The organism is Nesterenkonia muleiensis (genome assembly GCF_003600155.1).
GTDB classification, from domain to species: Bacteria; Actinomycetota; Actinomycetes; order Actinomycetales; family Micrococcaceae; genus Nesterenkonia; species Nesterenkonia muleiensis.
The window spans coordinates 1-24,886 of record NZ_QWLD01000057.1; the positions used below are offsets into that span (position 1 = coordinate 1).

At 63.9% G+C, this 24,886-nt stretch carries 22 protein-coding genes; 11 read left to right on the plus strand and 11 right to left on the minus strand.

From position 1 onward, the window contains the following. Positions 1 to 642 precede the first annotated feature (642 nt). From DVO78_RS17240 to DVO78_RS17250, 3 genes are all read right to left on the minus strand, one after another. Positions 643 to 2,001: a hypothetical protein gene (locus tag DVO78_RS17240; protein ID WP_120006853.1), complete on the minus strand. Its 1,359-nt coding sequence runs from the start codon at positions 1,999 to 2,001 to the stop codon at positions 643 to 645. 721 nt (positions 2,002 to 2,722) lie between these two features. After that, positions 2,723 to 3,172, minus strand: a complete 450-nt coding sequence (locus DVO78_RS17245; RefSeq protein ID WP_120006855.1) for a RidA family protein — start codon at positions 3,170 to 3,172, stop codon at positions 2,723 to 2,725. A gap of 73 nt (positions 3,173 to 3,245) precedes the next feature. Then, positions 3,246 to 3,728, minus strand: coding sequence for a YbaK/EbsC family protein (locus DVO78_RS17250; protein ID WP_120006856.1), 483 nt, complete (start codon positions 3,726 to 3,728; stop codon positions 3,246 to 3,248). A 289-nt stretch (positions 3,729 to 4,017) separates the two neighbouring features. On the opposite strand from DVO78_RS17250, the gene DVO78_RS18205 reads away from it, so the two are divergent. Continuing rightward, positions 4,018 to 4,149 (plus strand): PIN domain-containing protein, encoded by a 132-nt coding sequence (locus DVO78_RS18205; protein ID WP_274380781.1) that lies wholly within the window; start codon positions 4,018 to 4,020, stop codon positions 4,147 to 4,149. A gap of 19 nt (positions 4,150 to 4,168) precedes the next feature. On the opposite strand, the gene DVO78_RS17265 is transcribed toward DVO78_RS18205, so the two are convergent. Beyond that, positions 4,169 to 5,377, minus strand: a complete 1,209-nt coding sequence (locus tag DVO78_RS17265; protein WP_120006857.1) for a cysteine desulfurase family protein — start codon at positions 5,375 to 5,377, stop codon at positions 4,169 to 4,171. Positions 5,378 to 5,414: 37 nt separating this feature from the next. On the opposite strand from DVO78_RS17265, the gene DVO78_RS17270 reads away from it, so the two are divergent. The 3 genes from DVO78_RS17270 to DVO78_RS17280 all read left to right on the plus strand — a co-directional run bounded on the left by DVO78_RS17270 (position 5,415) and on the right by DVO78_RS17280 (position 8,811). Further along, positions 5,415 to 6,458, plus strand: a complete 1,044-nt coding sequence (locus DVO78_RS17270; RefSeq protein WP_120006859.1) for a J domain-containing protein — start codon at positions 5,415 to 5,417, stop codon at positions 6,456 to 6,458. 170 nt (positions 6,459 to 6,628) lie between these two features. Beyond that, complete coding sequence (locus DVO78_RS17275; protein ID WP_238385391.1) at positions 6,629 to 7,156, plus strand: tRNA (cytidine(34)-2'-O)-methyltransferase; 528 nt, start codon at positions 6,629 to 6,631, stop codon at positions 7,154 to 7,156. 92 nt (positions 7,157 to 7,248) lie between these two features. Further along, entirely contained in the window at positions 7,249 to 8,811 is a 1,563-nt protein-coding gene (locus tag DVO78_RS17280) for an anti-sigma factor domain-containing protein (protein ID WP_120006861.1), read from the plus strand. Between the two features lie 228 nt (positions 8,812 to 9,039). Here the strand turns inward: DVO78_RS17280 and DVO78_RS17285 are convergent, their stop codons facing one another. Both DVO78_RS17285 and DVO78_RS17290 read right to left on the minus strand, forming a co-directional pair. Continuing rightward, complete coding sequence (locus tag DVO78_RS17285; protein WP_238385392.1) at positions 9,040 to 9,822, minus strand: PIG-L deacetylase family protein; 783 nt, start codon at positions 9,820 to 9,822, stop codon at positions 9,040 to 9,042. Between the two features lie 10 nt (positions 9,823 to 9,832). Then, positions 9,833 to 11,449, minus strand: coding sequence for a S1C family serine protease (locus DVO78_RS17290; protein ID WP_162301606.1), 1,617 nt, complete (start codon positions 11,447 to 11,449; stop codon positions 9,833 to 9,835). Between the two features lie 120 nt (positions 11,450 to 11,569). Here DVO78_RS17290 and DVO78_RS17295 point away from each other — a divergent pair, with 120 nt between their 5' ends. The 4 genes from DVO78_RS17295 to pdxT all read left to right on the plus strand — a co-directional run bounded on the left by DVO78_RS17295 (position 11,570) and on the right by pdxT (position 15,704). Further along, entirely contained in the window at positions 11,570 to 13,105 is a 1,536-nt protein-coding gene (locus DVO78_RS17295; protein ID WP_162301607.1) for a coiled-coil domain-containing protein, read from the plus strand. Between the two features lie 121 nt (positions 13,106 to 13,226). Then, positions 13,227 to 14,033, plus strand: coding sequence for a PspA/IM30 family protein (locus tag DVO78_RS17300; RefSeq protein WP_120006889.1), 807 nt, complete (start codon positions 13,227 to 13,229; stop codon positions 14,031 to 14,033). A 67-nt stretch (positions 14,034 to 14,100) separates the two neighbouring features. Further along, positions 14,101 to 15,012, plus strand: a complete 912-nt coding sequence (gene pdxS / locus DVO78_RS17305) for a pyridoxal 5'-phosphate synthase lyase subunit PdxS (RefSeq protein ID WP_120006867.1) — start codon at positions 14,101 to 14,103, stop codon at positions 15,010 to 15,012. Positions 15,013 to 15,113: 101 nt separating this feature from the next. Continuing rightward, the gene (gene pdxT / locus DVO78_RS17310) at positions 15,114 to 15,704 is read left to right on the plus strand and encodes a pyridoxal 5'-phosphate synthase glutaminase subunit PdxT (protein WP_120006869.1); all 591 of its coding nucleotides are present in this window, start codon (positions 15,114 to 15,116) and stop codon (positions 15,702 to 15,704) included. Positions 15,705 to 15,722: 18 nt separating this feature from the next. On the opposite strand, the gene DVO78_RS17315 is transcribed toward pdxT, so the two are convergent. Then, a complete protein-coding gene (locus tag DVO78_RS17315) occupies positions 15,723 to 16,163 on the minus strand; it encodes a hypothetical protein (RefSeq protein ID WP_120006871.1) in 441 nt (146 codons plus the stop codon). 166 nt (positions 16,164 to 16,329) lie between these two features. On the opposite strand from DVO78_RS17315, the gene DVO78_RS17320 reads away from it, so the two are divergent. Next, entirely contained in the window at positions 16,330 to 17,400 is a 1,071-nt protein-coding gene (locus DVO78_RS17320; protein ID WP_120006873.1) for a variant leucine-rich repeat-containing protein, read from the plus strand. Positions 17,401 to 17,503: 103 nt separating this feature from the next. Here DVO78_RS17320 and DVO78_RS17325 read toward each other — a convergent pair whose 3' ends face one another. Continuing rightward, complete coding sequence (locus DVO78_RS17325) at positions 17,504 to 18,499, minus strand: hypothetical protein (RefSeq protein ID WP_157984122.1); 996 nt, start codon at positions 18,497 to 18,499, stop codon at positions 17,504 to 17,506. Between the two features lie 35 nt (positions 18,500 to 18,534). After that, a complete protein-coding gene (locus tag DVO78_RS17330; protein ID WP_157984123.1) occupies positions 18,535 to 19,578 on the minus strand; it encodes a serine hydrolase domain-containing protein in 1,044 nt (347 codons plus the stop codon). Positions 19,579 to 19,690: 112 nt separating this feature from the next. Between DVO78_RS17330 and DVO78_RS17335 the strand changes: the two genes are divergently transcribed. Beyond that, positions 19,691 to 20,083, plus strand: a complete 393-nt coding sequence (locus DVO78_RS17335; RefSeq protein WP_120006878.1) for a type II toxin-antitoxin system VapC family toxin — start codon at positions 19,691 to 19,693, stop codon at positions 20,081 to 20,083. 379 nt (positions 20,084 to 20,462) lie between these two features. Here DVO78_RS17335 and DVO78_RS17340 read toward each other — a convergent pair whose 3' ends face one another. Continuing rightward, a complete protein-coding gene (locus DVO78_RS17340; protein ID WP_120006880.1) occupies positions 20,463 to 22,703 on the minus strand; it encodes a hypothetical protein in 2,241 nt (746 codons plus the stop codon). Positions 22,704 to 22,882: 179 nt separating this feature from the next. Next, entirely contained in the window at positions 22,883 to 23,629 is a 747-nt protein-coding gene (locus DVO78_RS17345) for a hypothetical protein (RefSeq protein WP_157984124.1), read from the minus strand. 345 nt (positions 23,630 to 23,974) lie between these two features. Between DVO78_RS17345 and DVO78_RS17350 the strand changes: the two genes are divergently transcribed. Continuing rightward, positions 23,975 to 24,886, plus strand: a 912-nt coding sequence (locus tag DVO78_RS17350; protein WP_120006883.1) for a DUF2690 domain-containing protein, incomplete at its 3' end; no start/stop codon positions are given.

Genomic DNA, 24,886 nt, shown 5'->3' on the forward strand with positions numbered 1-24,886 from the left:
ATGAAATCCCCACCCCAGCAATACCACGACGACATCGCCCACCAGAAGGTCGAAGCCTTCATCGATGACTTCGGCAGATCCTGACCGGTGTCGACCCCATGAGTGACTTGTTCTGGGGCAGCGTGGTCATCAACCTCCACGTGTTCAGAAATCTCATCGACGGACTCATGGCCTGTATCGGAGACAAAAAACCATAGAAGGATTCGAGGATTCCTCGACTCAGTATCTGACCGCCTCCAAGGCAGCGGAGTTCATACGTCACCGGGTATGACAGCACCGATTGACCCATGTGGGAGTCTGACCGCCGGCTTTCCAAAAAACCAACCCGCTCGTCTAAACCATCCCGGGCACCGAAAGCGAACCCGGCGTACGTGGAGCACGCGCTCCGACTGCCATGCACATCTCTGCTCGATATCTCCGGAAACTAGCGAACAAGGAAACCTACACACCGAAGCCATCTTCTATATCTGTGTCTAACCACTCCATCCGCGTTCCTTCGAAGGTGCTTATCAAAAAGCATGAAGATTGGCCAACAACCTGGTGCATCGTGTTCTCAAGCACCCTGCCCGCACAGAAAACTAACGTTGAGACTCTTGTCTGATGACTATGCTGACAGGGGCCAAAAAGGAACGTGAGCGAAGCCTACTCTGAGTCCTCATGTGACAGATCCTCGCCTGAAGCGATTTCTTCGGAGGAGAACGTCTCTTCCTCCGCGGGCTGCTCCCCCGCTGCAAGCTTGTACTTCGGGGGGGGCGGCGACCATGGCCTCTGCCTTTGCAGAATACTCACATAAAACTCGTCAACAGCACTGATGACCGACGTAATGAAAGAGGACCGTCCTGCGATAGTCTTCTGCATTCCCATGGAATGCATCTGAGACACGGTAAAACGAGTGATCTCTGGAAAACCTGGAGGCAAAACCTCCCTCGGGTCTTCTCTGAACTCAGAGATCCCAGCGGCATGACTGCGTCTTGGCCCATGGGCTTCGATCACCACATCCGTCAGACTTTCTTCCAGCGGTCGCAGCAGCCAGTTCACACGCGTTTGGTTACGAGCCTGACCCGAGGCGGGAACCACCGCGAATGTGCTGATTTGGCGAGCACGCATGTCACAACGAAGCTGAAGATCAGCCACTGTTCCCGGGATTTGAATCTTCGCCGACATAGTGCAGTCCTTCTCTAGCTCCTCAGCGAGTCCGCGAGTCCGCTCTTCGGGGTTATCAACCTCCCTTCGAGTAAGGCGCGGGCGCACCTCCACCCCAAGACGCTGGCCCAGTTTTAAACAGATGTACCGGATCAGACCGTCAAACTTGCCGGCAACATCTACTACGTCTTCGCTATCTTTTCGGACGATCCCTTGCCGAACAGCATTTATTACTGAGGTCCAGGAGGATCCCATATCGGTGAAGTCCAGGGCACCGGACTTTTCATGCTCCAAGTACCTAATCAACTCGCCAAGAATCCACGATTGCTCGGGGTCATCGATGCCATGGACCTCTTTTTCCATCACAGCCATGGAGATCAGACGCACCCAGGAGAAGTGATAAACGGGAGTGCGACGTAGTTTGTGCCCTGACAGACTAAGTGGGTGCGCCCCCAACACAGGCGGGATCTCGTTCGAGATGGTGATGACAGCGTCGAAATTTCTTTCTCGAGCTACGTCCATGTAGCTCTCTACTTGCTCTTTGCTGAGGGCGTTCGATTCTGTTTTGACCTCCACCAGCGCAGTCCACGTGGTACTGCCCCGAGAGACACGGATCAAACCGTCTGGACGAGGAGATCGTTTGCTCTTCTTGTCCTCGAACGCGACCTCTACGAAGGATTCTACGTTGGCGCGAACCCTACCTAATGGAGCCCCGCAGGGTTTCAGCACCGCATGGGCGAAGCTGGGGACAATGCTGAGGACTGACAGAAGGGCGGAAGTAGCCCGCGCCTCTTGCTCTGCAGCCCCTCTGATGCCAGAGGTCGGGATGAGACGCGCTTCTCGCCACTCTTCAGTCATACTGCGACCTTTCTCACAGGTTGCTTTCAGCAATCGTAGCCCAACCTGGACTCTTGCTGGGGAAACACTCAAGTGTGCTGTCGTTCCGTGCCTGACCCTGCCCAGAGCGTGATGTCGCATAAGGCTGATGTGGGAATTGCGCCATCAACCAAGGGTTCCGGGAACTCGTTCGGAGGTGACCGCGCCGACCGTAGCGTCAACAAGAGACTAAATCGGCCCTAGTCACCAGCTCCTTCGCCATACTGCACCACCAGCCATCACGAGCTTTCTGCGATAAAGGAGAGCGGAGGGAAAGCCCCACAAACAAGCCATCATCGTCCTCGCCCGCCGACCGCCTGGTCACCCTCTACCAAGACCTAAAACCATCCGCAGTGAGATCGGCTGCGCGCTAGGGATTGAAGAGAACCCTGGACGCCCCCATGACAAGCTTGAGGGTGTCACTAACCTGGACGGTGAGATCTCAGCCGATCCACAGCTCTGAACTCGCACCAACGCCCTCAGCCTCAACAAAGATCCGCCCGTTACGCTGCACGCATGCCCCTTGGGCCACTTTTAACAGGACGCAGTGGCCCGCACGCTGGCGATCAGCCAGCGTGAGCCGAGGCATTCAAACTGCCGGTCACCAGGTCCTCTCGCAGGCTCCCGGTCTCCTCGCAGAAGGACGCCCGCAGTTCGGAATCCGCATCCTAGCCATGCGCAGAGGGGCCAGCTCTGCAGAGAGTCAGGGAGGCAGGTCCGGCTCAGAGTCCCTCGGCAAGCCAGTGGCCAATCCCTCGATCTCGACCAGCTGGTCGTCATAGCCCAGCGCTGCGACCCCAAGAAGTGTGCTGGGCGGCCGGTGCGGGGCCAGGCCGTCCCGGACCACCTCCCACGCGGCAACCAGGTCAGCCTGACGGGAAGAGGCGACGTAGACCGTTGTCTTGATGAGGCTCCCAAGACCGGCACCGGCTGCCCTCAGTGACTGCTCAAGATTCTGCACGCACAGCTCCGCCTGCCCTCGAATGTCTCCGACCGACTGAGTGACACCGGCCGCATCCAGCGGGCATGCACCGGCCACCTGGATGATCGAAGCTCCCGGCGGGACCACGGCTGCATAGGCATATTCAGCAACATCAGAAAGAGACGGTTTGCCGCCAACGGCTGTCTCAGCGGATTCGAGAAATCGCGTCACCGTACCAGCCTACGTCGAAGTGTCCCACCACAGGCCGGCAGCAGGGATGGGTGGGCATTGACGATCTGGGCGGTTAATCATCCGAGGACACTGCGGTGGGTGTGCCGGAGGTGATGGTCAGCAGCTGGTCGTAGGTGGTGGGGAAGACCGTCTTGGCGTGACCGGCTGCCGCCCATACCTCCGGGTACTCCGCCAGCGCGGTATCCACAAGGGTCCGCACCCGCTGCGGGTGGCCCACCGGGGCCACTCCCCCGATGACCTGGCCGGTGGCCTGCTTGACCACGTCCTTGGAGGCCCGCCCGATGACCCCGCCCAACTGCTCACCCAACCAATCGGTGTCCACCCGGTGTGCCCCGGAGGTCAGCACCAGGATCGGTTCCTCATCCAAGGTGAACACCAGGGAGTTCGCGATCTGTCCCACCTCAACGCCCAGCGCCTCGGCGGCCCGGGCAGCCGTGGTGACCGCGTCGTCGAACCAGGTCACCTCCGGGTGCAGGCCGTGGGCTGCCAGCGCGCACCGGACTTTCTCCACTGCGGGGTGCTGAGAATCTGCCATGCCACGAATCTACCGCGTCCTCTGAAGCAGGGGTGGATAGCGCCACCACCTGCAGCACAATGTGGCACCAAGTCCTACACTAAATGTATGAGCGAGCAGCCGCACATCACCCAACGCGATCTTCGGAGCCGGTCCAAGGAGATTATGGATGCGGTCGCTGCAGGACCTGGATGCCTGAGCAGCACCCCTACGGATTATTGGATACCAATATCTTGATCCATCGCGCTTTCCTCGATCCAGATCACCTGCCGGAGCAGACCGGTAACCGCGAAGTCGAACTGCCGATCTGATGATCGCGGCCACCGCCATCGCGGAAGAGCTGCCGCTGTTCACCACCAGTCCCGACGACTTCAAAAGCCTGGAAAGAGAACTCGCCATCGTCACTGTTCGCCGTCCCGGCACAGCAGACGGGACAGGCTGAGCACGACGACGCCCGAACACTAGCGCCGGTCGGCCGCCAGTCCTGCCGAGCGGGAGCGGGCAATGATCCCCGGCAGGGCTTCTGCGAGCGCGGCGACGTCGTCCTCGGTGGTGGTCCAGCCCAGAGTGAAGCGCTGGGCGCCACGGGCCTCGGCCTCGCTCAACCCCATGGCCACCAGCACATGGGAGGGTCGTGGGACCCCTGCGGTGCAGGCTGAGCCGGTGGCGGTGTCGAATCCGGCCATATCCAGCATGAACAGCAGCGAATCTCCCTCCGCTCCGTCCACGGTGATGTGCAGGTTGTTTGGCAGCCGCCGCTCAGGGTTCAGCCTCGGATCAGGCCCGCGCAGTCTCACACCATCGGCACCTCTCACCCCGTCGAGCCCGACGACGGCGTCCAGCAACTGGTCGCGCAGGCCAGCCAGCCGAGCGGCTTCGGCCTCCCGTCCGGCAACCGCCTCCTCAGCCACCGCAGCGAAAGCGCAGATCCCCGGGGCATCGAGGGTGCCGGACCGGATGTCGCGCTCCTGCCCACCACCGTGCAGCACCGGGGTGAGCTTCACGTCCCGGCGCACCAGAAGCGCGCCGATCCCCACCGGCGCCCCGAGCTTATGCCCGCTGATCGCCAGGGTAGAGGCCTGCGAATCGGCGAAGGTCACCGGGACAGAGCCGAAGGCCTGTACCGCATCGGTGTGCAGCGGAATTCCTGCCGCCGCGCAGAGCCGGCCGATCTCCGGGATCGGCTGCACCGAGCCGACCTCGCTGTTGGCCCACATCACGGTGACCAGGGCAATGGTCTCCGGCTCCTGGGTGAGCAGCTCGGCCAGCGCGGCGGTGTCCACAATGCCCTCACCGTCGACCGGGATGATCACCAGCTCGGCGGCCTCGTGGGCCTCAAGCCATTCTGCGGTGTCCAATACGGCATGGTGCTCAATGCCGGTCAGCAGAATGCGGCGCCGTCGTGAATCCCCGGCTCGGCGCTGCCAATAGAGGCCTTTCAGCGCCAGATTGTCCGCCTCGGTGCCTCCTGAGGTAAAGATCACCTCAGAGGGATCGGCGTCCACCGCGGCGGCCAGCTGCGCACGGGCGGCGTCCACCGCCAGCCGTGCTCTCCGCCCGGCACCGTGCAGCGAGGAGGGGTTGGCCAGCTCCGGCAGCAGCCTGGTGAGCACCTCCACAGCGGTCGGCTTCACCGGGGTGGTGGCGGCGTGGTCGAAATAGCGGGACATCACCGCCGATTCTACGCGCGGTAATCTAGTACCTCTGATGAGTGAGCCCGATTTCTACGCCGTGCTGGGAGTGGCCCCCGATGCCGACCCCCAGTCGATCCGTGCCGCCTACCGGCGGGCCGCCCGCGAACATCATCCCGACCGTGGCGGCTCAGCCCAGACCTTCCACCAGGTGCAGTCCGCCTGGGATGTGCTCGGCTCCCCCGAGGCACGTGCCGACTACGACCGACGACGCCGCAGCCCCGGTTCTGCGCCTGAACCGGACTCGCCGGCAGACACCGGGGAGGGCGCGGGGTTCACCTATTCGCGCAGCGCAGCGTCAACAGGTTCGGCCCAGAATTCGGCTGAGACTCGCACCCGGCGCCGGCCGGAGACTCGTTCTGCCAGCGCCGACCAGCCTCCGGTCTACAAGCCCCCGCTGTCCACGCCCGAACCGCTGAACCTGACCCTGACCAGCCAGAAGATCCACGGCGGATTCGCCTCCCGTGGACTGCTCTCAGGCCGCTCCCGGCGCCGGCAGCTGCGCACCTCCGCACTACTGGAGAAGCATGTGCTCAGCGCACTGCCGGCAGCCAGGCTCTTCAACGACGTCGCCCTCACAGCACCGGGGACTGACCGTGCCGGCCGCAGCCGGATACCCAAGAGCGCCCCTCGGGTAGACCATGTGCTGCTCTGCGGCCCTGCCTTGGTCCTGGTCAGCGCCCAGGAGGTCCCGGCCGCGACTGCCTCCTGGGACGGGCGCACCCTGCGAGCCGGCGGGAAGAGCGTCACCCTGCCGGACCTGGCCGCAGAGGCCACACAGCTGCAGACCAGCCTCGAGCAGCAGCTCCGCTCGGAGCCCGGGGAGCGCAGCGTGCTGGAGACCGACTGGCAGCACATCCTGTTGGCCGCCGACGGCGACCTCTTCCATCCGGTGGTCCAAGCCCAGGGCGCCGGGCGGCGGGGACCGGCCCCGTTGGCCGCCGGGCGCGCCATCGGCCATCTGGTCAACGTGCTGGCCGCCTCGCAGAAGGCCAATCTGGTGGACCGGCACCTGATGGCCGCACTGCGGACCCGCCTGGCCGCCCCGGAGGAGGGGTGAATGACGCATCCCGAACACCTCCAGTGCCAGCTCTGCGCAAATGCACACTGGTTTTCCCAGAATCGCGTTCACAACACCCGCTCGCGGGAAACAGACTGTGCAACTGGGCTGCAGGAGCCAAAATCGCGTCGTCACCGCATCATCATCAGCGTTCGCACCGGGAGCCGACTGTGACAGTCGGGCTGCGGATTGTGCTGGACCAGCCGGAGATCCCCGGCAATACCGGCAACATCATCCGCCTGGCCGCCGTCGCCGGGTTCCGGCTGCACATCGCCGGGCCCACCCTGTTCGACTTCTCCGACGCCAAGCTCAGGCGTGCCGGCCTGGACTACCACGATCTGGCGGTGATGACCCAGCACCAGGACCTGGCGGCCACCTACGCCGCGCTCGGCCTGCCCGAGGTCAGCCAGAGCCCACCGCAGGGCCCGGCGAACCCGCCTGCCGAGGGACCCCGCGTCTACGCCTTCACCGGCGAGGGAGATGTTTCCCACACTCAGGTCGACTACCGACCCGGAGATGTGCTGCTCTTCGGCCGGGAATCCACCGGGCTGGATGCCCGGGCCAAAGCAGACCCCCGGGTCACCTCGCTGGTGAGGATCCCCATGCTGCCGGGCCGCCGCAGCCTCAATCTGGCCAACTCGGTGTCCATCGCGGTCTATGAGGCCTGGCGGCAGCGCGGCTTCGGTGGAGCGGAGTAGCCCTCACCTCCGCAGCCCCTCGCAGCAGATGACAACGGCTGCGCGGGTGTTGGTCGCCTCCGTGCACAGCTGGGCTGACTAGACTCACGCATATGAGCGAGACCCCCCGCCGCGAAGACGAGCCCTCCGCCGCAGAGGGCGCACCTGTGGCAGACACGCCGGTGGATCTGGACAACGATGAGGCGTTCGCCGAAGAGCCGGCTGCGCAGACCGAGCCGCCGACCCTCAGTGACCTGCTCAGCAGCACCGCTCAGGGCGACCAAGCCGCGTTCTCGGCCTTCTTCGAGGCCACCGCGGATGTGGTGTACGGACTTTCGCTGATCATGCACGCCGAGTACGACGACGCCCACTCCTCCACTGTGGCCGTCTACCGCCACCTCTGGGACCAGGCCGATGCCCGGGCCCGCGATCTTCGCCTGCAGACCAAGGCCTCGCAGCTGCTGACCGAGGAGTTCGCCGGCTCAGGCGCTGACAACGGCCCCGACTACCGGCCCAACGAATACGAACTGGTCCTGGAGTGGCTGATTCCGCTGACCCACCGAATCTTCGTGGAGCGCTTCCGCGGCGGCACCACCACCCCGATCCCCCTGACACCGGTTCCGCAGAGTCAGGGCGGCGGTGTGGCCGGCCTGCCCGAAGAGGTGCTGGAGGATCTGCTGGCCCTGTCTGACTCTCAGGCTCAGGCCCTGGCCCTGACCTATCTGGCCGGCACACCCCACCAGCAGGTGGCCGAACAGGTCGGCACAGCAGTTCCCTCCATCAAGTCCCGTCTCCGTGATGCCATGACCCGGCTGCACAGCCAGCGGGAAGCACGCTACACCGAGGCCGACCCCATCCTGCACGCGGCGGTCACCACAAAGGACGTGGAGCGCTCCGGAGGGGTCAACCGTAACTTCTCGAACCAGATCGGCGCCGATCTGGACAAGGGCCTGCTGGTGGAGCTGGCCGAGCTCTACGCCCTCGACGCCGTCGACGACGGCGAGCGCGCCCTGCTGGATGAGAAGGCCCTCACCGCACCTGCCGAGCAGGCCCAGGAATGGGAGACCAGGGTGCTGGCGGCCCGGCGCACCCTGGCAGAGATCTTCGCCTCAGACCCGGTGGCACCGCCGTCCACCCTTCTGGAGGAGCTGCTGGAGGACCTCGGCGGCCAGGAGGTCGGCGTCGGACTGGTGGAGGACATCTCCAACCACACTGGTGAGGCTGAGCGCCGCAAGCCAGTCATCAAGCGGTGGATGTTCGTGGTCGGCTTCCTGGTGATCGTCCTGATCGGCGCGGTGGGGATCTGGCAGTTCACCGCACCTCAGAACATCCAGGCCATTGCCGATGCGGATCCGGACGCCTCTGTGGTGGAAGGCTATGAGATGGCCGAAGGCGGCACCATCGATGCGGTGCTCTCCCCCACCGAGGACGTCGGCTACGCAGAGTTCGCCGAGCTGCCGGAGCTGGAGGAGGATCAGACCTACCAGCTGTGGCTGCTGCCCGCAGGCTCGGGCGATCCGTCATCGATCGGTAACTTCACCCCGGGGGAGCTGGAGGACGAGGTCATCACCATCAGCAACCTCGCCCAGCACCAGTCCCTGGTCATCACCGTGGAGGCCATCCGCGGCGAGGAGCGCCCACAGGGCGACATCGTCGCCCAGCTGCCGCTCAACTGACCGCGCGCGGCAGCCGCCGCAGACACCGGGTGACCACCTCGGCGCCGCGGCCAGAACCTTTCGCAGCGGGTTGTGAACATCGGAGCGGGTGATAACCTGCTCCGATGTTCACAACCCGCGCTGTTTTGTTCCCCCGGCCGAAGGCGCGACACCAGCTTCAGGTGTGATGGCCGCAGCCACTGCACGCGGCCGAGAGCTGAGCGGGCTTTGCCCGCCAGCGGAACACACTCAGAAGCCGGAGATGGTCTCCGGGTCGTTGACGATGACGTGGTGGAACTCCTCGGCATAGCCACCTCCACGGTGGACCGCCTGCAGCTGCTCACCGACGAACTGGCGCATCCGCTCAGCGTCCCGGTGCTGGCTGAAGTGCCGCTCCAGGGCGGAGAGCTTCTGGTCCTGGTACCCGGTGACATCCACCCGCAGATTCACCCGCTCCTGCGGGGCACCCATCAGCAGCAGGTGCTGGATCGTGAACGCGGCAAGCCCCTCAGCCTCCAGCTCGGGATAGGCGAAGGGGTTCTCCACATACGGATACGCCGCCCGCACCACTGCCTCACCGGCGGCCAGATGGTCCGGGTGCGACTTCTGCAGCCGGTCCCAGGCACGTTCGGGGTGGAAGCTCAGCACCGCCTCGGGACGCACCTGCCGCATGAGGCGCACCAGCTGGCCGACCAGCTTGTCACTGACGGTCACGAACCCGTCACGCTCATCCAGCAGGACCACCTCGGATATCCCGACGACCTCGGCTGCCGCCTGCTGCTCAGCCTGTCTGATCCGTGCGGTCTCCTCGGCACTGCGTCCGGGGTCGAAGCCACCGGCGTCACCGGCAGTGAGCAGGCACAGCGCCACGTCCACACCGCGGTCAGTGAGTGCGGCGATGGTTCCGGAGGCTCCGAAGTCGATATCGTCGGGATGCGCGGCCACCGCGAGCACGGTCGTCAGCCCCAGCTCTGCGATGAGAGCCTCAGGGGCGCACAGGCGCGCAGCCGGCGGCGGGGGCGTCGTCGTCACCGGGAGAGGCTCACATGGAGGTGAGGGTGACGTCGATCTCTGTCCGCTCACCGTCGCGCACCACGGTCAGGGTGATGGTTTCACCCTGACGGTATTCGCGGATGATGGCGGTGAGGTTGGTGGCGTCGTCGATCGGGCGGCCCTCCACCGCCTCGATGATGTCCCCGGTCTGGATCCCGGCCTCTTCGGCAGGTGACCCCTCGGCCACGCCGACCACCAGTCCGCCCACGCTGAACCCGGGAACCGGCAGCAGCTCCTCGGGCTCGGCGGAGAGGTTGTGCTCGTTGACCTCCGGGTCGCTGGATGCCTGGAAGACGTTGACCCCGAGCAGTCCGTGTGAGGCCTCGCCGGAGTCGATGAGGTCTTCGGCGACCCTGGCGGCGTAGTCGATGGGGATCGCGAAGCCCACTCCGATGGAACCGGCGCCTTCGGAGCCGAACATGCCGCCGCCGGTGGTGGCGATGGCCACGTTGACCCCTATCACCCGGCCCTGGGAGTCCACCAGCGCTCCGCCGGAGTTGCCCTGGTTGATGGCTGCATCGGTCTGGATGACGTTGAGCGAAATGGGCTCGGCAGTGGGGTTGGAGCCGGGGAAGAAGAAGTCGAACCCGTCCTCCGGGTCTCCCGGCTCCTCCGGCTGCTGCTCCTCCGGCTCATCCTGCTCAGGCTCAGGGAATCCCTCGAGGAGACCGTCCTGGTCCGCGGGCTGGTCTGGGTCCACCGCGGCCGAGGCCACCTGGATGGTGCGGTCCAGGGTGGAGACGATGCCGGTGGTCACCGTGCCGTCGAGGTTCAGCGGGGCACCGATGGCGATGGTCTGGTCCCCCACGTTGAGCTCGGTGGAGCTGCCCAGCTCGGCAGGCACCAGATCCTCGGTCTCGGCCAGTTGGATGACGGCTAGGTCGGAGAGCGGATCGGTGCCGACCACCTCGGCGCTGATCACTCTGCCGTCGGAGAGCCTGGCTTGGATCTCCGGCTCGGCCTCTGCTCCGCCGAGGGTGACCACATGGGTATTGGTCAGCACGTGTCCCTGGTCGTCCAGGACGATCCCCGAACCGGAGCCCGCGCCCTCGCTGCCAGCCACCGCCAGGGTGACCACCGAGGGGGCGGCCTTGTCCGCCGCAGCAGTCACGGCTGTGGCATCCTCCGGGGCGTTGATCTCAATCCCGCCGCCGGTGCCGACCTCCGCAGCATCGCCGCTGTCCTGGTCCCACAGGTGGTACCCGCCCAGAGCGACGCCGCCGCCGAGCAGACCGGCGATGATCACACCGGCGGTAAAGGCACCGCATCCGATGCCGCGCCGCTGAGGCTTGGCCGGCGGCGGCTCTCCACCCGGTTCCTGGGGCTGGGTCCAGGGGTTGTGCTCCGGCTGCGGGGGCGCCGTCGCAGCGCCACCGCCACCAGCAGCGGCCTGGCCGGCAACCGGCGATCCCTGGCCTGACCCGGCCGAAGGCTCCGGGCTCGTACGGGGGCCATAGGTCAGGGGCGCTCCGGGGGCAGGAATATGCGCCGTCGGTCCGGGAGAGATGGGGCGAGTCGGCTCAGGGCGATGGGGAACCTGCTGAGTCGGCTCGTCGTCGTGATTCTCCGCGGGCTCGGGGGTCTCCCCGTAGGGCTGTTGTGTCATGGACGTGTGCTGCTCCTGCATGTGACGGTGACGGACGGGCCACCAGATGAAAGTGCCATGCCTACCTGGACATTCCCTCCACCAGAGAACGCCCAGGCATTCTCTTATAGACTCCTCACCATGGTGCCAGAGATCCAGTTCACGCTTCCTGTGGTGACCGGCGCGCTGATCGCAGGACCACTGATCATCGGCGCGGCCATCTTGGCGCTCATCGGCGTAGGAGCAGTCTACCTCTCCGGGGGCAGGAAGCAGACTCGCCGGCTCACTCAGCCCCAGCCCTTCCAGGGACTTGGCCAGGGTGAGCCCGATCCGCTGGATCAAGCCTCCTCCGAGGATCTGCGGCTGCAGGCCGGCGAGATGCTGGTGGCCGCCGACAATGCCGTACAGTCCAGCGAGCAGGAGCTGCTCTTCGCCTCTGCCGCCTACGGGGACGAACAGGTGGCCCCGTTCCAGAAGGACCTGGATGAGGCCAAGGAGCACCTGCGCGAATCCTTCCGGCTGCAGCAGCAGGTGGACGCCGCCACACGTGATCATGACCACGGCGGCGACGAGGCCCAGGCGCGCAGCCTGCACCAGCAGATCATCCGCAACTGTGAGCGGGTCAATGAGACCCTGCAGTCGCATAAGGACCAGTTCGACCAGCTCCGGAACCTGGAGCAGGACCCCCGGCCCGCGCTCGACCAGCTGGCCGAACAGCTACAGCAGCTGCGAGCTCGGCGGCAGCAGGCGGACTCTGCACTTACCGGACTCGCCCAGCATTATCACGACGGCGCCTTGAGCCAGTACCGGGACAATCTCGCCCAGTCCGGGCAGGTGCTGGAATCTGCCCAGCAGTCGCATTCTGCCGCTGCGGCGGCCGTGGAGCGCAGCAGCAGCGCTGAGGCTGTGGTGGCCCTGCACTCCGGAGAGCAGGCTGCCGCCGACGCCGGTCGGCTCATCGAGTCCATGGAGGAGGCTGAGGAGCGGCTGGGCAGTGCGCGCAAGAATCTGGATGTCGGCATCGCCCAGACCGAACAGGACCTCGCCCAGGCCAGGGCCACCCACCAGGCCGGACAGGCCCCGGAGCTGGCCGGCCCGATCGCTGCCGCCGAGACTGCGGTGAAACGGGCCAAGGAGGCCCTGGCCTCCGGAGACCGGATCGACCCTTTGGAGCTGCTGCAGCAGCTGGAGCTGGCCCACCGTGAGCTCGACGCGCCGCTGAACTCAGTCCGTGACCGCCAGGCCAAGGACCGCAGGGCCCGGGAGATGCTGGAGCATGAGCTGCTGACAGCCCGCAACCAGGTGCAGTCCTCCTTGGACTTCCTGCGCTCCCGGCGCTACGGAGTCTCCTCCACAGCACGGACCAGGATGGCCGAGGCAGAGCGGTGCCTTACCGAGGCGCAGACCACCGGGGACTCTCAGCCGTCACGGGCGGTGGAGCTTGCCCAGCAAGCCAAGACCTTGGCGATCCAGGCCGCGCAGATCGCTGAACGGGAGGCGGCCACCGCCGGCATGCAGTCCATGGGTGGCGGCTTCGGCGGCTACGGCACCGGCGGGGGTTTCGGCGGCTTCGGCTACGGGGGCGGCGGGTACGGAACCGGAAGAGTCAGCTGGGGAGGCCCGGGCCATGGCGGTTTCGGCTACCGGCCGCCGCGGCGTCGTCGTGGGTTCTTCTGAGGTCTGCACGTGTGGGTGAAATATCCGCCCAAGGGCTGATGCGATGCCCGCACTGAGCGTTAGTATCGAGAGGGTGATCGTTCGAAATGGTTCGACGCCCCCGCAATGAAAGGTGATCACCGTGACTAAGCAGTCCATTTTCGGCCGGATGTCCCAGCTGATCCGCGCCAATGTCAACGCGATGCTGGACCGCGCCGAGGATCCGGAGAAGATGCTGGACCAGATGGTGCGCGATTTCACCAACAACATCCGTGAGGCTGAGGAGGCTGTGGCTCAGACCATCGGCAACCTGCGGATGATGGAGGACGACTACAAGGAAGACCTTGATACCGCGCGCTCCTGGGGGCAGAAGGCACTGGCCGCCTCGCGGAAGGCTGACGACTTCCGGGCCGACAACAATGACGAGAACGCCGCCAAGTTCGACAACCTGGCCAAGGTGGCGATTCAGCGGCAGCTCGACTCGGAGAGCTCGGCGAAGAACGCTGAGCCGACCATCCAGTCGCAGCGGGAGATCGTCGAGCGGCTGCGCACCGGCCTGGAGCAGATGAAGACCAAGCGGCAGCAGCTGATCTCCAAGCGCGACGAGCTGGTGGCCCGGTCCAAGGCTGCTCACGCCCAGTCGCAGGTGCACGACGCGGTGAAGTCCATTGACGTCATGGACCCGACCTCCGAGGTAGGCCGGTTCGAGGAGAAGATCCGGCGCGAGGAGGCCCGGGTGCGCGGTCAGAACGAGCTGGCGGCCTCCAGCCTGGACGCCCAATTCGAGTCCCTGGAGGACCTCGGCGAGCAGGCCGAGATCGAAGCACGGCTGGCCGCGCTGAAGTCCGGGTCTTCAACCCCGGCGGCCATCAGTGCCGGCAGCGAATCCTCCACCGGCGTCAGCGAGGAAGACTTCGCGGCTCTGGAGGCGGAGAAGGACAAGGCCTGATCCTGAATAATCTGAGACAATGGGGAGCTGAACCATCAGCTCCCCATTTCTCTGTCCAAGGAGACCCATGACCAGCACGGCCGAAAACAACGGAACTCCTGCCACTGGGGCCACCACGGTGAACACCGGTCTGGCCCAGATGCTCAAAGGCGGTGTGATCATGGACGTGGTCACCCCTGAGCAGGCGAAGATCGCCGAGGAGGCCGGTGCGGTGGCCGTGATGGCCCTGGAACGCGTCCCGGCTGACATCCGTGCCACCGGCGGTGTGGCTAGGATGTCCGATCCAGACCTGATCAGCGGGATCATCGAGACGGTTTCCATCCCGGTGATGGCCAAGGCCCGTATCGGCCACTTTGTGGAGGCCCAGGTGCTCGAACACCTGAAGGTGGACTACATCGACGAGTCCGAGGTGCTCTCACCTGCCGACTACGTCCACCACATCGACAAGTCGAAGTTCAAGGTCCCGTTCGTCTGCGGGGCCACCAACCTCGGTGAGGCGCTGCGCCGGATCACCGAGGGCGCCTCGATGATCCGCTCCAAGGGTGAGGCCGGCACCGGGGATGTCTCCGAGGCCATGAAGCACATCCGCACCATCAACGCGGAGATCGCCCAGCTGACCGCTCTGGCAGAGGACGAGCTCTACGTGGCGGCCAAGGAGCTGCAGGCCCCCTATGGCCTGGTCAAGCAGATCGCCGCCGAGGGCAGGCTTCCGGTGGTGCTCTTCGTCGCCGGCGGGGTAGCCACCCCGGCCGATGCGGCGATGATGATGCAGATGGGCGCCGATGGCGTGTTCGTGGGCTCGGGCATCTTCAAGTCCGGCAATCCGGAGGCCCGCGCTGCGGCCATCGTGAAGGCCACCACCTACTACGACGACCCGGCGACGATCGCTGAGGCCTCCCGCGGCCTGGGCGAAGCCATGGTCGGCCTCAACGTCTCCGACCTCCCAGCTCCGCACCGGCTGGCTGAGCGCGGCTGGTAGACCAGCCCCCTTGGCCCGAACGTCATACAGCTGTTGAGCAGTCATCGCCCCATGAGTGTAGGAGACGTCAACAACGTGAGGATTTTTGCGGAGGTCGGTTGATGAGTTCGCCGCAGATCGGCGTGCTGGCTCTCCAGGGTGCCGTCGCTGAGCATGAGCGCGCCCTGCGTACCGCAGGCGCTGAGGTCCGCAAAGTCCGCCGCCCTGCTGAGCTGGAGGGTCTCGACGGCCTGGTGGTGCCCGGCGGAGAGTCCACGGCGATCGCCAGACTGGCGGCACCGGTGAAGCTAATGCCGGCGATCCGGCAGCGGTACGACGAGGGGATGGCGCTCTTCGGCACCTGCGCGGGACTGATTCTCACCGCGAACACCGTGGCCGATGCCGAAGCGCTGGAGGGCTTCGAACGGATCGGCGGGTTAGACGTGGTGGTGCGCCGGAACGCCTACGGCAGCCAGCTGGACTCCTTCGAGGATCAGCTGGAGGTCGCCGGCCTCGACTCACCGCTTCCTGCGGTGTTCATCCGTGCTCCGCTGATCGAGGAGATCACCGGGGAGAGCGTCGAGGTGCTTGCCGAGGCCAACGGCCACCCGGTTGCTGTGCGCCAAGGCAGAATCATGGCGGCCAGCTTCCACCCCGAACTCACTGCCGACCACCGGCTGCACCAGCTCTTCACCGGCCTGGCGAAGAGCTAGCGCACCCCGGGCCCTGACTCAGCCGAGGTTAACATCCTCGCAATTCTCAGTGACATACTCCTCAATGGCGTCGGCATCCTGGTCGATAGTGCTGAACTGCTGCTCCACCTCTTCCATCTCGCTTTCGAGCTCGGGATCCATCAGAACCGCCGGATCACTGAAGTCGATGTCGAGATCGTTGATCGCAGCGATCGCATCACGCATATTTTCCGTCTGGGACTCAATGTCATCGGGGGCGGCGTCCACCGCGTCGCCGAGTCCGCTCTCCAGTTGGTCGAAAATCTCATTGAAATCTTCAAAGTCGCCCTCGTCGAGCGATGCGAACTCATCTTGGAGGTCTTCCCAGACGTCGCAGTAGGCTTCAACGCTGCTGCCACCGCATGCGGTCACTCCCACCAGGCCCACCACGCACGCTGCCGCACCCAGAGCCCTAGTCCTCGTGTTCACATTCTTGGTCATGATTCCGTTCCTCTCGTCACAAAAGCCCGCCCCGGTGCCTCATCACCGGGACTCCTGGATAACACTATGTACAGATCCTGGGCATTTTGTCGATGTGAACCGCATGAGCGGACCTCTCGGCGTCTCAACAATGCGCAAGGTCCGCTGAGTTTGGCATGATGTGGCCATGACTCAGGATCCCGCAGCCAAGGCGGCCGACCCCAGCACCTCTCACGCAGAGCTTTACGAGTTGGCCCGCAGCCGCCCGGATCTTCGCCCGCAGATCGCAGGAAACCCCAACACGTATCCTGCCCTGCTCGAATGGCTCGGAAGACTGGGGGACCCTTCCATCGACAGTGTGCTGTCCCAGCGCGGGCCCTCCGAGGATGCCACAGCTGTGCAGCCGGCGCCGTGGCAGCAGACCCAGGCAATGCCTGGCCAGGCACCTCGCGAACAGCCCACTGAAGAGTTCGGGGCAGTACAGCGGAGCCACTACGAGGAACCCACCTCTGTCCAGCCGCCTGTCCGTCCCCGCCCTGACTTCGACCAGCAGGTCTATGGCGCGGCAGCACCCTACGCTTCTGCCCAGCCTCACTACGCCCCGCCAGCGGTCTACGATCCAGACGACGACGAGCCCCCGCGGAAGAGGAAGAGCGGGGCGGGTGTGCTGATCTTTCTGCTGGTCCTGGTCACTGCGGCGGCACTGGCGGCGGCCTACTTCTTCCTTGTCGGCAATCCCCTGGCCGATGACGAGCCGGACACAGATGACCAGCCAGACCCGGTCCCTACCCAGGAAGAGGACGAGGAGGAGGACGACCCGGAGGAGCCTGCTGAAAGCCCCGAGCCCGAGGAATCTCCCTCACCCACCGAAGAGGATGAGGATGACGACGACGAGCCGGAGTTGGAAAGCCCGGTTCCCGACGATGCGCTCAGCATCACGGACTTCTCCTCCCCCACTGGGAACATCAACTGTCAGCTCTCCGAGGAGGATGTGGTCTGCACGGTCCTCGAGCACGATTTCGAGGCGCCCAGCGAATGCGGCAACGGTGTCACCTTCCGCGTGGGTGCTCAGGGGCAGGCAGAGATCGACTGCAGCCTCTCTGTGGGATCCCAGGGCCAGGCCCTCGAATACGGGGAAGTGACCGGCAACGAGAGCTTCGCCTGTCAGGCTCAGGAGCTCTACTTCGAGTGCTGGTCACAGCTCACCGGCAACGGCTTTGAGATCGCCCGCGAGTACTACGAGCTCCGCAACGACTGACAATCCGGTCCTGGGGTTTCGCCATCGCACCAGTAACATCAATGCCGCGCATGAGCGGATAGCGTCCGAGCTGCTGGGGTGCGGAACTGAACCGAGACGGCGCTCAGTACGGCCAGTCGAACGTGTTCACCTGCTGCTGGACAACCGTGTGCGGCTCGTCCATCTCGATGCGCACTGTCACCACCTGACCATCGGCATCGGCTTCAAAGTCCGTGATGCCCAACTGCTCCCTCAGCTCCATGAACTCGCTGCCCCATCGGCTGATCGAGTCCTCGGCCTCATCGGCATCGAAGTAGTACCACACTTGATGGACGATGTAGGTGTAGTCACCGTCACTGCCTTCGACCGCAAAGCTGTGGCCCCACCAGTTGTACTCATAGTCCTGGTCTGATTCCTGGTCAACGTCGAGATGCATCATCTGGGCGGTGTACCAGTCGAGTTCATCGAGCGACTCGGCAACTGCCAAGGCCTCGGGGTCATCGGCAATCATCGCAAGGTCGTCGCCCTCGAGCTGGTCCTCGGCGAGGTCCCCGTCTCTGAGGAGGAAACGTCCATCCGCTTGGGTGATGTGGAGGTCATCCGCCAGCTCCCATACCGCCTCCTCGGGGTCGCCCAGAGCAGAGGTGATCCTTTCTTGTAGATCTTCTCCCTCGTAGACCTCCCGCACGTTGTGTCCCACTACTCCCATACCGCGGTCAATGTCTGTTAGGGAGAACCCGGTGTCTTGTTCCAGGCCCTGACTCGGTCCTCGGGCGTTCATCTGCTGTTGGATGTAGGGAGGGAAGTAAGGTCCCAACGTGGGGGCGTCCTCACCGACATCACCGTAGCCGTGGACCCTGGCAAGCCAATCGTGAGAGGCTGCCTCCACGTCATCCTGATCGGAGAAGACCTCGCGGCCGGGACGTTCACCGAATATCTCCTCGACGGCGGTGATATCGACCGCGAGAACCAGAGTCGTCTGCGCGTCAGGAGGGTCGGGGAGGTAATGCAGCTCTTCGGCAAGGCTGTAGGAGTCTGCACCGAAGACCCCGCAGCCGGATAGTAGCACTGCCGCAACGCCCACACCGCACACATGCCGAACTCGGTTCGCGATGCCCATATCTTCACAGTACCAATAGACTCTGACCACACGCGTCAGCGCAGCGAATCGATGAGTTGACGCCCCAGATGAGTGTTCTGGTAAGCGAGGTTGGAGAAGACGACGACGCCGAGGTCCTCCTCCGGGGCGATGAAGACAATGCTGGCATACCCGTTGGAAATGCCGTTGTGCCAGATAAAGTCGGCCTCCACCACCCATCCGAGTCCCATATTGGCATCAAGGTCCGAGGACTCGATCGCGGCAAGGCCCGGGGCTTCGCCGTCGTTGATCGCCTGGATGAGTGCGGCGTAGTCACCGGCGCTGGACCGCACTGAGGAGGACGGGCTGAATGCCTCTGAGGCGAAGCTCTCCGCCTCCTCGCCGCTGCGGTCGTGGCCGGGCAGCAGCAACTCGTCGGATTCGTGACCCTGGTGGTGGGAGGTGAAGGTGCGGTCCATGCCCAACGGGCCCGTCAGCCGCTGGGCCAGCAAGTCCTCGTAGGTTACGCCGGCCTGCTCAGCCAGGGCGTGCCCGAGCAGTGAGACGCCCATGTTCGAGTAGAGGTAGCTGCCAGCTGCGCCGAGGTCCTGGCCGGCGGCAAGCTCGATCAGCTCATCGGCAGTGATCGGATAGGGGTTCTGAGACTGCCCGCGCAAGGCGTCGGACTCATCGGCGAACCCCCCGGCGGTCGGCACCAGCGGCAGGCCGGAGGTGTGGGTGGCCAGTTCCTCCAAGGTCACTGAACCCGCCGCGGTCCCGGCGAGATCTGGCAGATGCTCACCCAGTTCGTCGTCGAGCCCCACCTCCCCGCGGTCCACGGCGTCGGCCAAGAGCATTCCGGTCAACGGCTTGGAGAGCGAGGCCACTTCAAAGACACTCTGCAGATCCGCTTGGCCCGCTGCGGCCCAATGAAGCTCATCACCATCGACCACCACAGCGACCCCCTCCTCGAAGGCCCCGGAGTTCTCCTCGAGAAACTCTTCCAGATGGGCCTGGATCTGGTCATCACTCTCAGGTGCATCAGGCACCTCTGCGCAGGAGACAATCATTAGCCCAGCGGCCCCGGCCAATCCGCTGGCGAGCAGTGTGGATCTTCGCACGTTGTCAAGGCTACCTGCGGAAATGCACTCACGAGTCTGAGCCATGAATCCCTTGCACAGGAGATCGGCTGCCACTTGAGAGTACGGGCAACGGCCAGCCGGCGCATCCCGTATGGTCGTCGACACCTCCGCCCTGGTCGCTGTCCTTCGCAACGAGGCAGCGGCAGCTGCTGTTCTGAAGGCTCTGCGCCATGCACCCTCCCTCACAATGTCCGCCGCTGCTCTGGTGGAGGCACGCGCTGTGATGTCTTCCAAGGCCGGCCCTGTAGGGCGGCGGCTCCTCGATTCTCTGATCCGTGAAGTACAGATCGCGACAGTGCCTCTGAGCGCGGCACAGGCTGATCTGGCCAGTCAGGCCTTCACCGACTTCGGACGCGGATCAGGGAGTCCGGCAAAACTGAACTATGGAGACTGCTTCTCCTACGCACTGGCCGCCGAGACGGGCGAGGAACTGCTGTTCGTCGGCGACGACTTCACCCACACTGATCTTCGCAGCGCATTATAGGAACGCCAAGATTCAGTACCCGCGCCCAGTCCAGTCAGGGCTTTCGCGCCAACGAGACCCCATGTTCGAGTAGGGGTAGCTGTCGGATTTCCCAATCTCCTGATCAACGGCTTGGACGGGAAGCCCATTTTGAAGCCACTGTCCAGATCCGCCTAGCTCGCTGTGGGCCAATGAACCTCATCGCAGTCGGGGTCCTGCTCATTCTCAGTGAGAAACTGCTCAAGATCGGCCTACAATGTCCTCCTCGTCCACCGGGTGCCTCTGGTCAGTGCCGTTGCAGCCTGCGCGACGAGGGATGCGCACGGCCAGCAGCGGGTTACCGTTGAGGCCGCCTGCCCGTGTGTGTTCGGGGGTTCAGCCATATGAGACCGGCACCCGGTCAGTGCTGGCTGGCTGTGGAGCGTTTCGCTGACCGGACGGCCCCGGCACCGGCCAGGAGCAGCAACAGCGCGGCCAGCGCATAGCCGGCTGTGTGCACACCGGTAACGGCCAATCCAGCGTCTTCCTTCGTCTCCTGCTCAGCTGTCGGACCGTCGGAGAACTGAGACTCTTCGGCTTCATCCTCATCGGAGACAGAAGGAGCGGTCACTCCGGGGCCCTCTTCGCTGCTCTGCCCAGCGGCAATCTGCACATCGTCGGTCATCTGATCGTCCCCGCCAACGGTTGCCCCGCCATCGGAGGTCTGGCCTCCACCATCAGTGGGCCGGTCACCGCTGTCGGCCTGCTCTCCACCGTCGGTCACCTGATCATCGTCATCGTCGCCTTCGGCTTCCGCGAGCACTGTGATGTTCGCGGAAGCCGCGCCGCCTGAGTCACCGGTAACGGTGAGAGTGTATTCACCGGGCTCTGTAGCCTCTGGAACGGTGACGCTGGCAGTGAATGTGCCATCCCCGTCTGCCTCGGACGTTCCCAGCAATGAGCCGAGGGCGACCTCAATGAACTCACCAGCGACGTATCCGGAGCCCTCGATGACGATCTCATCCCCGGGAAATACAGAGGTGGTGCTCAGCGCCAGGGCTGGCTCAATCGGGTCAGCTTCGTCATCTGATTCGATGCCGAGGTCAGCCAAGGTGCAGGGCAGGGTGATGAAAACAGCGAAGACGTCATCTGATCCTTGAGCATCCTCATCGAACACTCCTTCAGCGTTCTCGTATCCTGAACCACAGATCGAGTCGACCAGGTCCACGATCGAATATGAACCAACTGACCGGTTGTATTGAAAAACTGTGTGTTGAAGATCGAACTCTTCAGCAAGCAAGATCCGAAGATAGAACCCATCTCCGACTCCCCAGTAGCAAAGTCCCGACCCGAATGCTTCAGGCATATCTTCGGGGCAATCTTCGGTTGGAGCAATTTCCCCACCGCTGAAAACACCCAATCGGCGTATTCCAGTCAAAGTGGCCACGCCAGTCTGGCCGGTCTCGCCCTCGGCAATAATGATACCAGCGGCAACATATGTCAGACCGCCTTCTTGGACCCCCAGGTTCAACCCGGGAACTGGAGCGCCCTCGGCATCTACAACGGAGACTTCAAAGACAGTTTCTTGATAGATGAAAGGAGCATCGCCGCCGCCGACACCCGGGTAGGTTAGATCCTCTTCGGCGCAGCTGAGCGTCAGAGTCACGAGCTGAGGTTCTCCGTCTGATGTTCCACCGTCGCCGACGAGGAGTCTGTCTCGGTCTTCACCACAAGTGGCAAGTGCCTCAATCGCCCATTCCGCCCCCGCAGGCTTGTCATCGAATCGGAGAACCGCCGCGGCTTGACCGGCGCTGTCCCAGTAGTTCCCTACACCGAGGGCGTTGAATTCTCCATCGGCAAGATAACCATAGGCAAACGGGAGGTAGTCAGGAGAGAATCCCTCAGAGTCAAGGACCTCAACGAGCAGAATGTGCTGGTCACCGATCACGGTATCCCCATACCGGAACGTCCACTCGGCTTGAGCGCCCTCGGCGAGTTCGAATCCTTCATGCGGGACTGCCCGAACGGTAATCTCGTCCGTTCCCTCGTCCAGCGTCAATCGTGCACCAGCTGTGCTGAGTCCCTCGCCCCAGTCATAGGAGTACGGGGTCTCGCCGATGCGGTGCGCAGCCTCCTCCTCGTTTGTGGTGGAGATTGGATGGACGGCTGGGATGATAAGAGTGTCCCCGGAACGGGTTGGAGCCTCTGGTGACACCGTCAGGAGATCGAAGAAGTCGGGATGATAGAAGTGCCATGTATACGCCCCACTCTCATCTGGGACATCCTCAGGGAACACGAAACCGGGATTGGGCGCTGACGTCTGGATAAAGACCTGGCTCCCCGGCTCAAGCGTCAGTTTCGTCGCCTCATAAAACCACTCAACGCCCTGGTACTCACCGTCTACGGTTGTCTGAACACGGTAGGCGAAACCGTTATGGTCACCGGAGTACGGCGGTGAGGGAATCCGGACGACGTCGCCGTCCAACACCGGAGCCTCAGGTACCACCTCGATAAGCGAGTCCCAGGCCGAATAGTGCCCGTCATCAACAGCGCCCTGCGACACGGCAGGGGCAGCAGCTACTCCGCCCAGCAACAGCGTGGTTCCGGCCAGTACAGCCGCAGCCTTGCGGAATGGTCTTCTCAGAGTCGCATGACTCCTCATGGCAATTTCTCCCTCACATCAAGAACGCGGTGATTCGGGCACAGCCACCATGGGGAAGTCATACGGCGTCTGCACCGTCTGCTGTCCTTCGTCGAATTTCAGGCTCAGGCCAGCTTTCTGAAACTAACCAATCTTGTGTACGTTCCGCGCGTGAAACAGCCCGGAACGGAAAACCGGAACTATTCGATGCCGAGCTTGGCGAGCTGCCGGTCCAGCAGCGCAGTGGCGTGGTCAGGGCCGGTCTCTACATAGACGGTGACGGCATTGTGCCCGTTGTCCAGGCCCAGTATGTGATGCTCCCCAGCCGCACCGGTGAAGCTCAGCCCCACAGCGCCGGAGTGCCGGAAGGCGTGGGTCTCATATTCCTGCCCAGAGAGTACGACGACGTCGCCGTGGCAGCTCTCCGCAACGCCCTCCCACTCCGGCTGCACCTGGGCAGGCTGCTGATAGCTGGCAATTCCCACTGCCAGATCTGCCGGTTCCGGCTGCTGGTCCTCGGTGTGGCCGTGTACGAACATCAGGGCTAGCAACTGATTCGCCTGTGAGGCGGTGTAGAGATCGCGCAGTGCCGCCGCACAGGGCGTGATGACGTCGTCGTCCTCGGGAATCAGTCCGCCGCGCCAGCGGTGCAGCACGGTCTCGGCCTCAAGGTATTCAACAACCCGCCCCTCCGCCCGGACGAACATCTCGTCCTCAGTCAGCAGCAGACGCCGGATCTGCTTGACGCGGAGCGTGCCGTAGGTGTCAGCCGGAGGTCCAGAGATCTGTGTCTGAGAATCAGCGTGATCAGCGGGCGGACCAGTCCTGGGTTCTGCTGAATCCGGCGTGGCACCCGCTCCGGCGCATCCAACCAGAAGCAGACCTGCTGCCGCCCCGGCAGCGCCAAGCCGCCGCGCCAGTTCAGTCACACACGTCCCCCACGTCATAGACCCAGTATTCCACCAACTTCGGGCCCGTCTCAGGAGAGCTCACGGCGGCCGAGGTCTCTACCTTCGCAGTACTCCACCGATGAAGTCGCTGATCGTCGCAACGGTTTCCAGGCCACCAACGCTTCTCATGGTGTGATCAGCAGTTGATCAGCGCTGAAGCACTCAGGTCAGCAAAACACCAGGTCAGAATAATTTCCGGATGGTTTTCCGGATCCGGACGAAAAGTTCGGACTATCATTTCCGGATATTTCACCGTCGGAAACACACACGGAACATCCAGCCTTGACATGATGGGGAACGGGGAACCGCTTCACTCGCACTGATCGGAAGAGATTCACAGCTATGACCGAAACTGACCGCATCGACCAGCCTGGAGCTGAAATGGGGCAGGCTGAGGGGCCTGCTGAGGATTCTGTCCAGGAGTTCGCCAATGACCTCATCGAACTGCGCGCCAAGGCGGGGAATCCCATACTGGCCGCATTGAGCAAGAAGGCCGGTGTCTCCAAATCCGTCCTCTCCGATGCCTTCCGCGGCCAACGCCTGCCCACGGAGAACACCACCTACAAACTGATCACGGCACTCGGTGATGATCCATCCCCCTGGCTGGAGCGTCGTCGCGCCTTGGACCCTCGAGCAGCAGGTCACGTCTCAAGCCCCGGGAACTCTTTAACCGGCGAAACATCACAGACCACCGGCACCGAAGAGGCAGCTCATGACGGCCTAAGCGCACCGAAGGAGAAGTCACGGTTTACCGCGCCGGTGCTGGTCGCCGCGGGAGTAGGCCTGCTCGCGGCGTTGGCGGGCAATGCCGTATGGGACACTTTCCTACGCTCCAGCATTTCGCCTACTGAGCCGGTGGCCGGTGACTCCGAGACATCGCCCTCAGAGGAATACGATGACCTGCGTTCCGCAGTCGAATCCGTACTGGAGGATCTGCATGCAGAGGCCGCCGAGGAGGGCCGTGAGGATCCAGCCTCCGGCGTGGATCCCATGAACACGGTCTGTCATGAGGATTCAGTGATCGCCGCCAGCGAGGAAAGGCTCGACGGCAGCGTGCAGGTGCAGATCCTGTGGTCCAACGAATGCAGTGCGGCCTGGGGCAGGATCACCCGCTGGGATGAGCAGTCCATGGGCAACTCGGTGAGATTCATCATCTATCCACAGACTGAGGGACCGGAGTCAGAGAACGCCCAGTCCCGGGATGCTTTCGATGTGCAGTCGGTCTATACGCCCATGCTCATCGAGGACAACGTG